The sequence below is a fragment of the Halobacillus sp. A5 genome, from assembly GCF_024189315.1.
Taxonomy (GTDB): Bacteria; Bacillota; Bacilli; order Bacillales; family Halobacillaceae; genus Halobacillus_A.
Genome location: NZ_JAIZEO010000010.1, coordinates 23,616 through 37,341, shown reverse-complemented (window position 1 = coordinate 37,341; position 13,726 = coordinate 23,616). Strand labels below are relative to the sequence as shown.

Here is a 13,726-nt window from a genome sequence, read left to right as displayed (position 1 = left end):
ACCAGCAAGCAGAGGAAGGTCGTTTCCTCTGCTTTTTTTCTATGCTATGATATGGAAGATTATACGAGAGATTGATGGAGGAAATACGATTGAAAATTAAAGAAGTGATTGTCGTAGAAGGCAGAGATGATACGGCAAGAATTCAACAGGCAGTTGATGCAGATACAATTGAAACGCAGGGTTCAGCTATTGATAGAGAGGTACTGGAGCGAATAGAGCTGGCTCAGCAGAAGCGGGGCGTTATTATTTTCACAGATCCCGATTATCCAGGTGAGCGGATCCGGCACATCGTTTCTGAGCATGTGCCAGGGTGTAAACATGCCTTTCTTCCTAAGGAGCTGGCAAGAGCTAAACACGATAAAGGAATCGGTGTAGAGCATGCCAGTACGGAGGATATAATAGAAGCACTGCGGGGCGTCTATGAGTTGACCGAGCAGGACGCGGGAATGATAGAAAAAGACGAACTCGTGACATACGGATTGATCGGCGGCCCACGGTCCCGTGAGCGAAGAGAGAAGCTCGGCCTCATACTTCGCATAGGAAAGACGAACGGTAAGCAGCTTTTGAAGCGTTTGAATATGTTTCAAATTTCAAAAGAGCAATTGCAGGAAGCCATGAATCAAATTGTTCAGGAGGAAAAAGATGAGAAATAAAGCTGTAGCAACACCAACTCGCACGAAAGAAATTCTCGACACGTATGGCTTTGCATTCAAAAAAAGCCTGGGTCAAAACTTTTTAATCGACGTTAATATTTTGAAAAATATTATAGAACATGCGGGTATAGACCGTGAATCTGGAGCTATAGAGATTGGCCCTGGAATCGGCGCATTAACTGAACAGCTCGCCATCCACGCTGACCGGGTCGTGGCATTTGAAATTGATCAGCGCCTTCTTCCTATCCTGGAGAATACACTGGAGGCTTATCAAAACGTGAGCGTAATCAATCAGGACATTCTGCAGGCCGATGTCAGGGAAGTGATGGAACTGAAGTTTAAAGAAGGACAGCCTGTTAAAGTAGTCGCCAACCTGCCTTATTACATCACTACACCCATTTTAATGAAGCTGCTGATGGATCGTCTGCCGGTAGAAAGCATTACTGTAATGATTCAGAAAGAAGTCGCAGAACGTATGGCCGCTTCTCCTAACTCGAAAAGTTATGGTTCCTTATCGATTGCCGTCCAGTATTACACGGAGGCAGAAGTAGCTATGACTGTACCAAAGACAGTGTTTATGCCCCAGCCAAATGTCGATTCCTCGGTTTTACATTTAAAAATGCGCCACGTGCCTCCTGTAGAAGTTGAGAATGAGGAATTTTTCTTTGACCTTGTCCAGGCGACTTTCGGGCAGAGAAGAAAGACATTAATGAACAACTTAGCCCGCCATTTTAAAGCAACAATGGATAAGCAGCAGATCAGAGTACGTCTTGATGCTGCAGGCATTGATCCCGGACGCCGCGGGGAATCGCTTTCTATGGAGGAATTCGCCGAGCTAGCCCGTCACTTTTACGAAAAGTAACAGGTAGAGAACTCACACATAGACTAATGTAGTGCTTGCTGTGAGGTGGGATGCGGATGTTAACACATGGAGACCTGGTAACCAGAAAATCATATGACCATGACGTTTTATTTCGAGTTTACTCCATTGAAGGCTCAATGGTGAAATTAATTGGTGAACACGTCCGACTACAAGCGGATGCTCCTCTTGAAGATCTAAAAAAAATCACTGGATCTGAATACGAAGAGCGAAAAACACATATAAATAAACAAGAGGCTTGTTCGTATCGTCTCTTTCGTCAAGACTACCGCCTGCTTAAGGAAAAACGGGAGGTGGAAGCTGGAGGCGGTTATGAAAACCTGGAAGAAAAATTGAATTACTTTCAAATTTCCCCAAGAATCCTCCATATTGACGGTGATCCGTTATTTTTAAAAAAATGTGTTCAATTGTATGAACAGCTGGGCCTGCAAGTACACGGCCAATATATTCAGGAGAAGAATATGCCTTCTGAAGTGACTGCCCTTGTACAGAAGATTCAGCCTGAAATCATCGTGCTGACGGGTCACGATGCATACTCCAAAGCAAAAGGTTCAATAAGAGAACTGGAATCCTACCGCAATTCAAAGTACTTCGTTGAGGCGGTGCGAAACCTAAGACAGCACTACCCTCATTTCGATCATTTAGTGATATTTGCCGGAGCCTGTCAATCTCATTTCGAATCGATTATTAAAGCAGGTGCTAATTTTGCCAGCTCCCCAGCCAGAGTCAACATTCATGCTATTGATCCAGTATATGTAGCGGCACGGGTAGCTTATACTTCTTTTATGGACCACATTAATATTTGGGAAGTGGTTCGTAATACGATCAGCGGTGAAAAAGGGTTAGGCGGTCTGCAGACAAGAGGATTATTAAGAATAGGAATGCCCTATTCTGAAGATGTCGAAAATTAGCATAATATGCAGGACTATAAAGGGATTTACCGACGATTGTCTACTGATAAAATACAAACTTATTAAATTTACAAAATAACCTCTAATTCAAGTAATATTATATTGACATTGAAATTAGCATACTGTTATAATTAAATATTTTATTTGACTTTGTCCGAAAAAAATGATATGTTTATCATTAGTGAGGTGGAGTATAGTGGCTAAAACGTTAGTAGAAATCAAACAATCCCTTGAAGGGCAAATTGGAAAACGTTTAACATTAAAAGCGAATGGCGGACGCCGTAAAACCATTGAACGATCAGGGGTTCTTGCTGAGACTTATCCAGCCGTTTTTATTGTTGAATTAGACCAAGACGAGAATGCTTTCGAACGTGTATCATATAGTTATGCAGATGTACTCACAGAGACTGTCGAACTAAGCTTCGACGACTTATCAACGGTGGCTATGGAGCAGTAAACCTGAGGGTTGCTGCTTTTTTTGTTGCTGGAATAAAGGGAGAGGGAAAAATTTTATCGACTCTCACCATGTAAAGGGAGCATAATCGTTGGCGGTGAGCAAAACCCTCCCTCTTTTTCCTTTTTCTACATTACATGAATATCCCGTTGCTCTTCATACTAATATTGTCGTAGCTAAGTGATGGCGAAAGGAGCTGAAGACGATGGGGCGCAGAAGCAGGAGTATGATGTCCGATTCGTTGAAAGAAGAAATCGCAAAAGAACTTGGGTTTTACGACAAAGTCGAAAAAGATGGCTGGGGCGGCATCACAACTCGTGATGCTGGTAACATGGTGAAGCGTGCCATTCAGATGGCAGAAGAGCAAATGGTGAAAAACCAAAAGTAACGAAGGACAGCTCAGTGAACGATATGTTTGCTGGGCTGTTGTTTATTATATCTCTAAAAAAGAAATAATCGAGGCACCTGATACTGGAAAACTTTTTTTGATTTTTGACTCACATTCAGCTTTCCAGTACTTTGTACCATTGAGCACATACTATAGGAAACGGAACCCATTTAAGGATAGAGGGAAACAAAAGGTCTCTACCTCTCTCCATTTATAATGTGGTACAATGCTGAAAGAGATTGTGACTTAGGGAGGTGGGCTTGTGGTTGTTTTAGAGAAGGCACCGGCCAAGATTAATTTATCACTTGACGTGTTACATAAAAGAACTGATGGATTTCATGAAGTGGAAATGGTAATGACGACTGTCGATCTGGCCGACCGCATTGAACTGAAGCTGATCGAAAGGAATCAGATTAAAGTTGTATCGGAAAGCCGCTTTGTTCCAAATGATGAAAGAAACCTTGCGTATCGTGCAGCTAAGCTGATGAAGGAGCATTTTTCAATAAAAAAGGGCGTCCGCATTTTTATTGAAAAAAATATTCCGGTAGCGGCTGGACTTGCCGGGGGGAGCAGTGATGCAGCAGCAGTGCTGCGCGGCCTCAATAAAGTATGGGAGATTCATGCTGATTTAGATGAGCTTGCTGAGCTTGGAGCCAGGATAGGATCAGATGTCTCATTTTGTGTATATGGCGGAACAGCGCTTGCCCGGGGACGAGGAGAGAAAATTACTGCACTGCCTTCCCCGCCTCCATGCTGGGTGGTGCTGGCTAAACCTTCGGTAGGAGTCTCCACTCAGACCGTGTATCAGAAGCTCAATGTTAATAAAGCGGAGCACCCTGATACAGAAGCCATGATTAAAGCGCTTGAGAATAAAAATTTTGAAGCGATCTGCGCCAATGTATCGAATACATTAGAAGGTGTGACGACGAGACTTCATCCTGAAGTAAATCAGATCAAAGAAAAAATGAGGGATGCCGGGGCGGACGCGGTGTTAATGAGTGGAAGCGGTCCTACCGTTTTTGCTCTTGTGTCGCAGGACGCCAGAGTGCAGCGGATTTATAACTCTTTAAAGGGGTTCTGTCCGGAAGTTCATATTGTGAGAATGTTGGGAAATCGAGAAACCCCTTGCTAAAATCCGTACAAATCTGATATATTTAATAATAATATTCGGATTTCGGGGTGTCATTTTCTATGAAGAGAAGTGAACGATTAGTCGCCATGACCCATTATGTGCTTGACCGTCCTCGTGAATTGATCTCTCTGCCCTTTTTATCAGAGAATTATGAAGCAGCCAAGTCCTCAATCAGTGAAGATTTAGGGATAGTAAACAAGATTTTCAAACAAGAGGGTATTGGATATTTAGAAACGGTTTCTGGTGCTGCAGGCGGTGTTAAATACATTCCTGCGTTTTCCCAAAAATATAGTGAGCGATTTGTTGACGAGCTGTGCAGCCGGTTGGAAGACCCTCAAAGGCTGCTTCCGGGCGGGTACTTATTTATGAGTGATCTGCTGGGAGAGCCGGATACGATTAGGAACATTGGACGTTTGTTAGCTTCTGCTTTTGCAGATAAAGAGATCGATGCTGTCATGACAGTGGCCACGAAGGGGATTCCATTAGCTTATGCTGTTGCCTCTTACTTAAACGTTCCTGTAGTGATTGTAAGACGAGACCCTAAGGTGACAGAAGGATCTACAGTAAGCATCAATTACGTATCTGGTTCTACTCGAAAAATTCAAACGATGGTATTGACGAAACGGTCATTGAATGAGGGATCGAGAGTCTGCATTATTGATGACTTCATGAAAGCCGGCGGAACGATTAACGGAATGAAGAGTCTGCTTAAAGAGTTTAATGCAGAGGTTGCGGGCATTGGCGTACTGGCAGAAGCGGAAGATGACGAAGAAGACCGTGTTGTCGATGACCATGTGTCACTTGTCCAAATTATGAACGTAGATGATCGTCAATCTAAAATTGAGGTTCATCCTGGTAATTTTTTAGCACGGATGAATAAAAAAAATTAAAATGATGTTTCTAAGAAAGAAAGCCGTGAACCGTTGGTGTGAAGGCTTTCTTTTTGTATGTCTAAAGTCTCACAAAACTGCTAAATTATTGTTTATTAATTTTTTTTAGAAATTAAGCAGGAATTTCTGGTGGTTTGTGGAATTTATTTAGTAAGTTCTTTTTGGGAAAAGGTGGTGAACTTTAATGGAAGTAACTGACGTAAGACTGCGACGCGTGAATACCGAAGGAAGAATGCGAGCAATTGCTTCTATTACCTTGGATCAGGAGTTTGTTGTCCATGACATTAGGGTGATTGACGGCAACAATGGCTTGTTTGTAGCAATGCCGAGTAAGCGTACTCCTGACGGGGAATTTCGTGATATCGCCCACCCGATTAATTCGGGGACACGTGGTAAAATTCAGGATGCTGTTCTTGAGGAGTACCATAATGTGGGAGAAGCGGAATCGGGAGTTGAATATGAAGAGGCAGGTGCATCTTAATTACCGCTTGTAAAACAGAAGTCTGACCTTCAAGGGGGGGTCCGGCTTCTTTTTTATGCTTGTCTTTAAAGGCAGCCGGATGCCTTTGCTTCTTCATGACAGGAAGTTTGTTGTAACGAGGGATATCTGCTGATTTTAAAAGGGGTAGTTGTTGAAATCAGGCCTGTTTTAAGATATTATTCATAGTGGATAAATAGGATGGAGGTTGCTTCATGACCCAAAAATATGCAGTTGTATTAGCCGCTGGCCAGGGGACTCGAATGAAGTCTAAGCTATACAAGGTACTGCACCCTGTATGCGGTAAACCTATGGTTCAGCATGTGGTTGATCAATTAAATAAACTACAATTAGAAGAGTTAATTACGATCGTAGGTTTTGGTGCGGAAAAGGTTCAGGATCAGCTTGGAAATAAAAGTCATTATGTCGTACAGAAGGAGCAGCTGGGAACAGGTCACGCCGTTCAACAGGCGGAAGACATTCTCGCTGACAAAGAGGGCGTAACGATCGTTGCCTGCGGTGACACTCCTTTACTGACAGAGGAAACCCTGCAAAATATGGTGGATCATCATATCGAGACGGAAGCGAAGGCCACGATATTAACAGCTCATGCTGAAGATCCTTCCGGGTATGGAAGAGTAATCCGGGGCGGAAACGGTCAGGTTGAGCGTATCGTAGAGCAGAAAGACGCTTCAACAGATGAGCAGGCTGTACAGGAGATTAATACAGGAACGTACTGCTTTGATAATAAACACCTTTTTGAAGCGCTCCAGAACGTGTCTAATGACAATGCTCAAGGGGAATACTATCTTCCGGACGTGATTCAAATCCTTAAAGGTCAAGGAGAAGTGATTAGTGCCTATCAGACCACAGACTTCTCAGAATCACTGGGTGTCAATGACCGGGTGGCCTTGGCAAAAGCGGAGAAAATGATGAAAGAACGTATCAACACCGCCCATATGCGTAATGGCGTATCTATCATTGATCCCGATAATACTTACATTGGTCCTGATGTTACATTTGGACAAGACGTTACAATTTACCCGGGAAGTATTCTAAATGGAAATACCCATGTAGAAGATGACGCCGTTATAGGTCCGCATTCAACAATTACAAATTGCCGCGTTGGTACGGAAAGTGTACTCAAACAAAGCGTGGCGTCAAATAGTAAGATCGGTACTCGGGTACAAATAGGTCCTTTTGCTCACATCCGTCCTGATTCTTCATTAGGTAATGATGTCAAAATTGGTAATTTTGTAGAAGTGAAAAAGGCTGAATTTGGTGATGGAAGCAAGGCTTCTCACTTAAGCTATATCGGTGACGCAAGCGTAGGTACAGGTGTTAATATCGGTTGTGGTACAATAACAGTGAACTATGACGGTCACAACAAATTTTTAACGACCATTGAAGATGATGCTTTCATTGGTTGTAATTCAAATCTTGTGGCTCCGGTCACAGTAGGTAAAGGAGCATATGTTGCAGCCGGATCGACGATTAATCAAGATGTGCCTGCAGAGGCTTTGTCCATTGCCCGCTCGCGTCAAACGAATAAGGAAGGCTACGCTGCAAAAATCCAATCGAATAAAAAAGACTAACGGAGGGTTCAAATCCATGGCAACTGGATATAAGGATTCAGCATTAAAGGTGTTTTCTCTTAACTCAAACCCTGAGCTTGCTAAAGAGATTGCTGAGAATATCGGGACAGAATTAGGAAAGTGTACAGTCACCAGCTTCAGTGATGGTGAAATACAGATCAATATTGATGAAAGTATCCGCGGATGTGATGTATATGTTGTCCAATCGACGTGTGCACCGGTGAATCAGCACATTATGGAATTGCTAATCATGATTGATGCATTAAAGCGTGCCTCTGCCAGAACAATAAATATTGTGATGCCGTACTATGGCTATGCACGGCAGGACCGTAAAGCGCGGGCAAGAGAGCCTATTACAGCCAAGCTTGTCGCGAACCTGCTTGAAACGGCTGGAGCGTCCCGAGTAATTATGCTGGATCTGCACGCACCGCAAATCCAAGGGTTTTTCGATATGCCGATCGACCACCTGGTTGGGGTGCCGATTTTATCAGACTACTTTAATTCCAAGAGCTTCGATGATGTTGTCATAGTTTCTCCCGACCACGGTGGAGTTACAAGAGCACGGAAAATGGCGGATCGTTTGAAAGCTCCGATTGCAATCATAGATAAACGCCGCCCTAAACCAAATGTTGCCGAAGTGATGAATATCGTTGGTAATGTGGAAGGTAAAACGGCAATTATGATTGATGATATTATAGATACAGCGGGAACGATTACGCTGGCTGCTAATGCCTTAGTGGAAAATGGGGCAAAGAACGTGTATGCTTGTTGTACACACCCTGTTCTTTCAGGTCCGGCATTAGAGCGGATTGAAAACTCTAAGATTAAAGAGCTTGTGGTCACCAACACCATTCCACTGGGAGAAGAAAAAACGATTGATAAGATCACTCAACTCTCTGTTGCCCCGCTTATCAGTGAGGCCATCATCCGTGTGCACGAACGTCAATCTGTAAGTATCTTGTTTGATTAATACTGACTATTGTAATGAAAAATGTTTAACTTCTGTTAGAAAAGGGAACCTGAAAATAATGAATGGTTAATTAACTGGAGGAGATTATTTTGGCAATTACATTGAAAGCGAATCAAAGAAAAGATTTAAAACAATCAGTGACACGTGAACTGCGGCACGAAGGAAACGTTCCTGGTGTCGTATATGGTAAAGATAAAGAACCTGTAAACGTAGCTGTAAACAGCATTGAGCTGTTAAAGACAGTACGTGATGAAGGTAAAAACGCAATTATTTCGCTGGATATTAATGGTAGTTCTACTGTTAATGTCATGCTTCATGAATATCAAGTTGATCCGTTAAAGGACGAGTTGATTCATGCGGACTTCTATATTGTTAACATGTCTGAGGAAATGGATGTAGAAGTTCCGGTACGCCTTGAAGGTGAGGCTGCGGGAGCTAAAGAAGGCGGCGTTGTTCAGCAGCCGCTTTATGATTTGGCCATCCGTGCAAAACCGGGAGACATTCCTGAAGAAATCCTTGTAGATGTTTCTGAGTTAAACATAGGTGACGCCGTGATGGTTGGTGATCTAAAAGAATCCCGTAAGTATGAGATTACTGAGGATGACAACACGACAATCGTTTCCGTGACTCCACCGGAAGAAATGCCGGAAGAGCCAGACTTGGATAACGCTGATGCAGAGCCTGAACGCGTTGGAGAAGAAGCTGACGACGAAGGAACTGAAGACGATAACAAAGGAAACAAAGAAAACGAAGATAAATAATCGTATAGTAAAGCATAGGGCGTAGCCGGTGGTTGCGCTCTTTTTTTACGTAAACGGTATTTTGACAATTTTTTTATTGTGGATTTGTTATAATGAAGCGAATGTGAATGAAAGAATAAAGGAAGATCATATATGAAGTGTATTGTTGGATTGGGAAATCCAGGGAAAAAATATGAACGCACACGCCATAATGTAGGATTTATGATTCTCAATGAATTAGCGAAACAAAACCAATGGAGCATCTCTCAGGAGAAGTTCAAAGGCCATTATACCGTGGAGCACGTTAATGGGGAGAAGATACTTCTGCTTAAACCGCAGACGTATATGAACCTATCTGGTGAATCGCTTCGATTATTCATGGATTATTATGATATTGCAGAAGAAGATGTCCTTGTAGTATATGATGATTTGGATCTCCCTCCAGGTAAAATCAGATTGCGTCAAAAAGGAGGGCATGGCGGTCATAACGGTATCCGCAGCATTATTGACCAGCTGGGCACTAAAGACTTCAACCGCCTTCGCGTAGGAGTGGGACGGCCTTTAGGATCCACAACTGTCGTTGACTACGTGTTAAGTCCTTTTAGCAAAGAGCAGCAGGAGCCCGTCAATGAGGCCGTGACGCATTCCGTGAAAGCCTGTGAATCCTGGATGGGACTTCCTTTTAACGAAGTGATGAATGAATTCAATGCCAAATAAGAACTGTATAGGCTTGTAAGAAGCCGGCAACAATAGTGACATGTACTGCTAACAAGGAGAGTGTATGTATGCAAATCAACTATATATGCCGGCATTGCCAACGCCAAGTTGGAAAACTAGATCGGGAAAGGGTCGAGGTTTCTGAGCTTGGCTTAGAGTGTTTGTCTGAAAATGACCATCGAGAAATGATTACGTATGATCGAGAAGGGAATATGAACATCAAAACCATTTGTGATTCGTGTGAACGTTCCCTTCAACAGCATCCTCATTATCATGAGCTGGACTTTTTTATTCATTAAACCAGAACGACTCCTCTAACGAGCGCTTCTGGTGATGGAGGAGTATGTTATGGACGGAATTAAAGAGTATTTGTATCCGCAGGACGATATTCATTCAGTGATTGAAGGCTTTCAATCAGGAATGAACGAACAATTGGTGGCTGGCTTATCCGGGGCTTCCCGAAGCTTAATGATTTCACTGCTTAACGAATCATTAGAACGGCCGGTCCTCGTAGTTACCCATCAGCTGATTCAAGCTCAGCAGCTGTATGATGACTTAGCAGAGCTTAGTGATAAGGATAATGTTCATCTTTACCCGGTGAACGAGCTGATCGCTTCAGAGATTGCAGTAGCAAGCCCTGAGCTGAGAAGTCAGCGGATTGAAGCGCTCAGCCAGTGGCTGAGACAGAAATCTGGTATTCTCATTGCTCCTGTAGCTGCGTTGAAACGGATTATGCCGCCTAAATATTATTGGGAGCAAAATATGCTCCCTTTTCGTGTTGGTGAAGATGTAGATTTGGATGATTATTTAACCCGGCTTATTCGTATGGGCTATGAGCGTACGGATATGGTGTCGAGCCCGGGAGAATTTTCGCTTCGCGGTGGTATTATCGACGTTTATCCATTAACGGCAGAATATCCATACCGTATCGAGCTTTTCGATACAGAGTTGGACTCCATTCGTACATTTGATTCAGAAACACAGCGTTCACGTAATAAATTCAGCTCGGTCAACATAGGGCCTGCTACTGAAATGCTGTTAACCGAAGAGGATTTTACGAGGGCCTCTCATAAACTTGAGGAAGCGTTAAGTCATTCTTTAAAAAAACTGACGAAGTCTGAAGCAAAAGAGACACTTACGTCTTACATTGAACGTGACATTGAGCAGCTGCAGCACCGTGAGCGTTTTCAGGAAATGTATAAATATATTGGATATTATTATGAAGAGCCGGTAAGTCTGCTTGATTATTTACCGGATCATGGACTTATCGTATTGGATGAGGTAAGTCGTATTCAGGAGACAGCAGGTCGCCTGGATCAAGAGGAAGCAGAGTGGCATAACAGTCTGCTTGAAGTAAATCAAATGGTCCGGGATTTACGTATTTCGTTTGACTGGCATGACACTTGGGCGGGTATGAAGCAGACGAAGCTGTATTTATCAGTGTTTATGCGTCATATTCCAAATACGCACCCTCAAAACATCGTAAATATTTCAAGCCGTCAAATGCAGCAGTTTCATGGTCAGATGAACCTGCTGAAAACGGAAATGGATCGCTGGATAAAGCAGAATTACAGCGTAATCATTTTAGCTCCTGATGATACGAGGGCGGAGAAGATTCATTCAGTGCTGGATGATTATCAAATGGAGGCCGTCATTGCCAAACAACATCCTAAGCTGCCTGTACAAACTCCGACTATCGTAAAGGGGAGTATTAGCAGTGGTTTTGAATGGCCAATGCATAAGCTTGCTGTTTTAACGGAGAACGAGCTGTTTAAAAAGCGCACGGCGAAGCCGAAGCGCCGTCAGAAGTTATCAAATGCAGAGCGGATAAAAAACTATCAGGAGTTAAAAGTCGGCGATTATGTTGTACATGCGAATCACGGAATTGGCAAATACATTGGTATAGAAACATTAAAAGTCGGAGACAGTCACAAAGATTTCATGATGGTGAAGTATTCAGGAAATGATAAGCTTTTTGTTCCTATTGACCAAATCGATTTAATTCAGAAGTACGTAGGGTCAGAAGGCAAAGAACCTAAAGTTTATAAACTCGGCGGCAGTGAGTGGGCCAAGGTGAAGAAGCGGGTTCAAACTTCTGTGGAAGATATTGCTGATGACCTGATTCAGCTTTACGCAGAGCGGGAAGCTTCTAAAGGGCACGCTTTTGACGAGGATGGCGAAATGCAGCGTGATTTTGAAGCAGCCTTCCCATATGAAGAAACCGAAGACCAGATTCGTTGTGTCGATGAAATTAAAGAGGACATGGAGAAAATCCGGCCAATGGACCGTCTATTATGCGGAGATGTAGGCTATGGAAAGACTGAAGTTGCTATCCGCGCCGCTTTTAAAGCGGTGGAAAATGGGAAACAGGTGGCTTTGCTAGTACCTACCACCATCCTGGCTCAGCAGCACTATGAAACAATGCAGGAAAGATTCCAGGATTTCGGCATTAACATCGGTCTCCTCAGCCGCTTTCGAACGAAAAAGCAGCAAAAAGAAACAACGGATCGATTAAGGAAAGGACTCGTTGATATTGTCGTTGGAACCCACCGCATCTTATCAAAGGATATTCACTTCAAAGACCTTGGTCTGCTGATCGTCGATGAAGAGCAGCGATTTGGTGTAAAGCATAAAGAAAAAATTAAACAATTGAAGTCAAACGTAGATGTGTTAACGTTAACTGCTACTCCTATTCCGAGAACACTTCATATGTCGATGCTCGGTGTCCGTGATTTATCGGTCATCGAAACGCCGCCTGAGAATCGTTTCCCGATACAGACCTATGTCCTTGAATATAACCCTGTATTTATGAGAGAAGCCGTTGAACGCGAAATGGCTCGTGACGGGCAGGTCTTTTTCCTGTTTAACCGTGTGGAGAACATTGAAAGAATGGCGCAGGAAATATCCGCTCTTGTTCCTGAAGCGAGAGTGGCGTTTGCTCATGGACAGATGAATGAAACTGAGCTTGAAAATGTCATGTTCTCATTCTTAGAAGGGGAATTTGATGTGCTGGTCAGTACGACGATCATTGAAACAGGTGTGGACATACCTAACGTTAACACACTGATTGTATTTGATGCGGATCGTATGGGACTGAGTCAGCTGTATCAGCTTCGAGGAAGAGTAGGGCGTTCCAATCGTGTCGCTTACGCCTACTTCACGTATCACAAAGATAAAGTGTTAACCGAAGTTGCGGAGAAGCGGCTGCAGGCTATTAAGGAATTCACGGAACTTGGATCAGGCTTTAAAATTGCGATGCGTGACTTATCCATTCGCGGAGCTGGAAATCTGCTTGGCGCCCAGCAGCATGGTTTCATCGACTCTGTAGGCTTCGACATGTATTCTCAGATGCTTAAAGATGCCATTGAGGCAAAACGTCAAGGCAAGGAGCCCGAAGCGATTCAGCCATTCCAAACTGAGCTTGACTTAAACATCGATGCTTATATTCCAGAAGACTACATTTCTGATGAAAAACAAAAGATTGATATGTATAAGCAGTTCCAGGCGGTAGAATCCGTAGAAGATATTCATGACCTTCGTGATGAATTGATCGACCGGTTTGGGGATTATCCGGATGAGGTTGAGAATTTGTTCCGGGTTTCTTCGATCAAACACTATGCCAAACAGGCACGAATAGTGTCTATATCTGAGAAGAAAAGGAAGATCGTAATGCTTATGGAAGCCGGTCAAAGTCAGCTTATTGATGGCGCAAAGCTGTTTGAAGTGGCGAATGAATTCGGCCGCATGATCCAGCTTGGTACGGAAGACAGTCAGTTGAAAGTCACTATCACCTGGGACCGTCAGGCTCAGGCGAAACGTTATGATGCAGTAGAAGAGTTTTTAGAAAAGCTGCCTCAGTTAACTCGCGAAGCAACAAGCGCTTGACGTATAGACGCCTTTATTCATAAGAGTAAGGGC

At 43.3% G+C, this 13,726-nt stretch carries 14 protein-coding genes; all 14 read left to right on the top strand.

Translation table 11 applies throughout. From position 1 onward, the window contains the following. Window positions 1–89: 89 nt before the first annotated feature. Window positions 90–653 carry a ribonuclease M5 gene (gene rnmV / locus LF822_RS22575; RefSeq protein ID WP_253926343.1) on the top strand — a complete coding sequence of 188 codons (564 nt, stop codon included), beginning with the start codon at window positions 90–92 and terminating at the stop codon, window positions 651–653. Beyond that, complete coding sequence (rsmA, locus tag LF822_RS22570) at window positions 643–1,515, top strand: 16S rRNA (adenine(1518)-N(6)/adenine(1519)-N(6))-dimethyltransferase RsmA (RefSeq protein WP_253926341.1); 873 nt, start codon at window positions 643–645, stop codon at window positions 1,513–1,515. The genes rnmV and rsmA overlap by 11 nt, the downstream gene beginning before the upstream one ends. A gap of 56 nt (window positions 1,516–1,571) precedes the next feature. Beyond that, window positions 1,572–2,444 carry a sporulation peptidase YabG gene (gene yabG / locus LF822_RS22565; protein ID WP_253926340.1) on the top strand — a complete coding sequence of 291 codons (873 nt, stop codon included), beginning with the start codon at window positions 1,572–1,574 and terminating at the stop codon, window positions 2,442–2,444. Window positions 2,445–2,640: 196 nt separating this feature from the next. Further along, on the top strand, window positions 2,641–2,901 hold the full coding sequence (gene veg, locus LF822_RS22560; protein WP_253926339.1) for a biofilm formation stimulator Veg: 261 nt from the start codon (window positions 2,641–2,643) through the stop codon (window positions 2,899–2,901). A 202-nt stretch (window positions 2,902–3,103) separates the two neighbouring features. Then, window positions 3,104–3,286 carry a small, acid-soluble spore protein, alpha/beta type gene (locus LF822_RS22555; protein WP_253926337.1) on the top strand — a complete coding sequence of 61 codons (183 nt, stop codon included), beginning with the start codon at window positions 3,104–3,106 and terminating at the stop codon, window positions 3,284–3,286. A gap of 262 nt (window positions 3,287–3,548) precedes the next feature. Beyond that, window positions 3,549–4,418, top strand: coding sequence for a 4-(cytidine 5'-diphospho)-2-C-methyl-D-erythritol kinase (gene ispE, locus LF822_RS22550; RefSeq protein WP_253926336.1), 870 nt, complete (start codon window positions 3,549–3,551; stop codon window positions 4,416–4,418). A gap of 59 nt (window positions 4,419–4,477) precedes the next feature. Further along, entirely contained in the window at window positions 4,478–5,308 is an 831-nt protein-coding gene (purR, locus tag LF822_RS22545) for a pur operon repressor (protein WP_253926334.1), read from the top strand. Between the two features lie 184 nt (window positions 5,309–5,492). Next, window positions 5,493–5,789, top strand: coding sequence for a septation regulator SpoVG (spoVG, locus tag LF822_RS22540; RefSeq protein ID WP_253926333.1), 297 nt, complete (start codon window positions 5,493–5,495; stop codon window positions 5,787–5,789). Window positions 5,790–6,001: 212 nt separating this feature from the next. Next, window positions 6,002–7,381 carry a bifunctional UDP-N-acetylglucosamine diphosphorylase/glucosamine-1-phosphate N-acetyltransferase GlmU gene (glmU, locus tag LF822_RS22535; RefSeq protein WP_253926332.1) on the top strand — a complete coding sequence of 460 codons (1,380 nt, stop codon included), beginning with the start codon at window positions 6,002–6,004 and terminating at the stop codon, window positions 7,379–7,381. 16 nt (window positions 7,382–7,397) lie between these two features. Next, window positions 7,398–8,351 (top strand): ribose-phosphate diphosphokinase, encoded by a 954-nt coding sequence (locus LF822_RS22530; protein ID WP_253926331.1) that lies wholly within the window; start codon window positions 7,398–7,400, stop codon window positions 8,349–8,351. Window positions 8,352–8,440: 89 nt separating this feature from the next. Further along, window positions 8,441–9,112, top strand: coding sequence for a 50S ribosomal protein L25/general stress protein Ctc (locus LF822_RS22525; protein ID WP_253926330.1), 672 nt, complete (start codon window positions 8,441–8,443; stop codon window positions 9,110–9,112). 132 nt (window positions 9,113–9,244) lie between these two features. Continuing rightward, window positions 9,245–9,808, top strand: a complete 564-nt coding sequence (gene pth, locus LF822_RS22520) for an aminoacyl-tRNA hydrolase (RefSeq protein ID WP_253926329.1) — start codon at window positions 9,245–9,247, stop codon at window positions 9,806–9,808. A gap of 68 nt (window positions 9,809–9,876) precedes the next feature. After that, window positions 9,877–10,107 carry an anti-sigma-F factor Fin gene (gene fin / locus LF822_RS22515; RefSeq protein ID WP_253926328.1) on the top strand — a complete coding sequence of 77 codons (231 nt, stop codon included), beginning with the start codon at window positions 9,877–9,879 and terminating at the stop codon, window positions 10,105–10,107. Window positions 10,108–10,156: 49 nt separating this feature from the next. Then, a complete protein-coding gene (gene mfd, locus LF822_RS22510) occupies window positions 10,157–13,693 on the top strand; it encodes a transcription-repair coupling factor (RefSeq protein WP_253926327.1) in 3,537 nt (1,178 codons plus the stop codon). Window positions 13,694–13,726 lie beyond the last annotated feature (33 nt).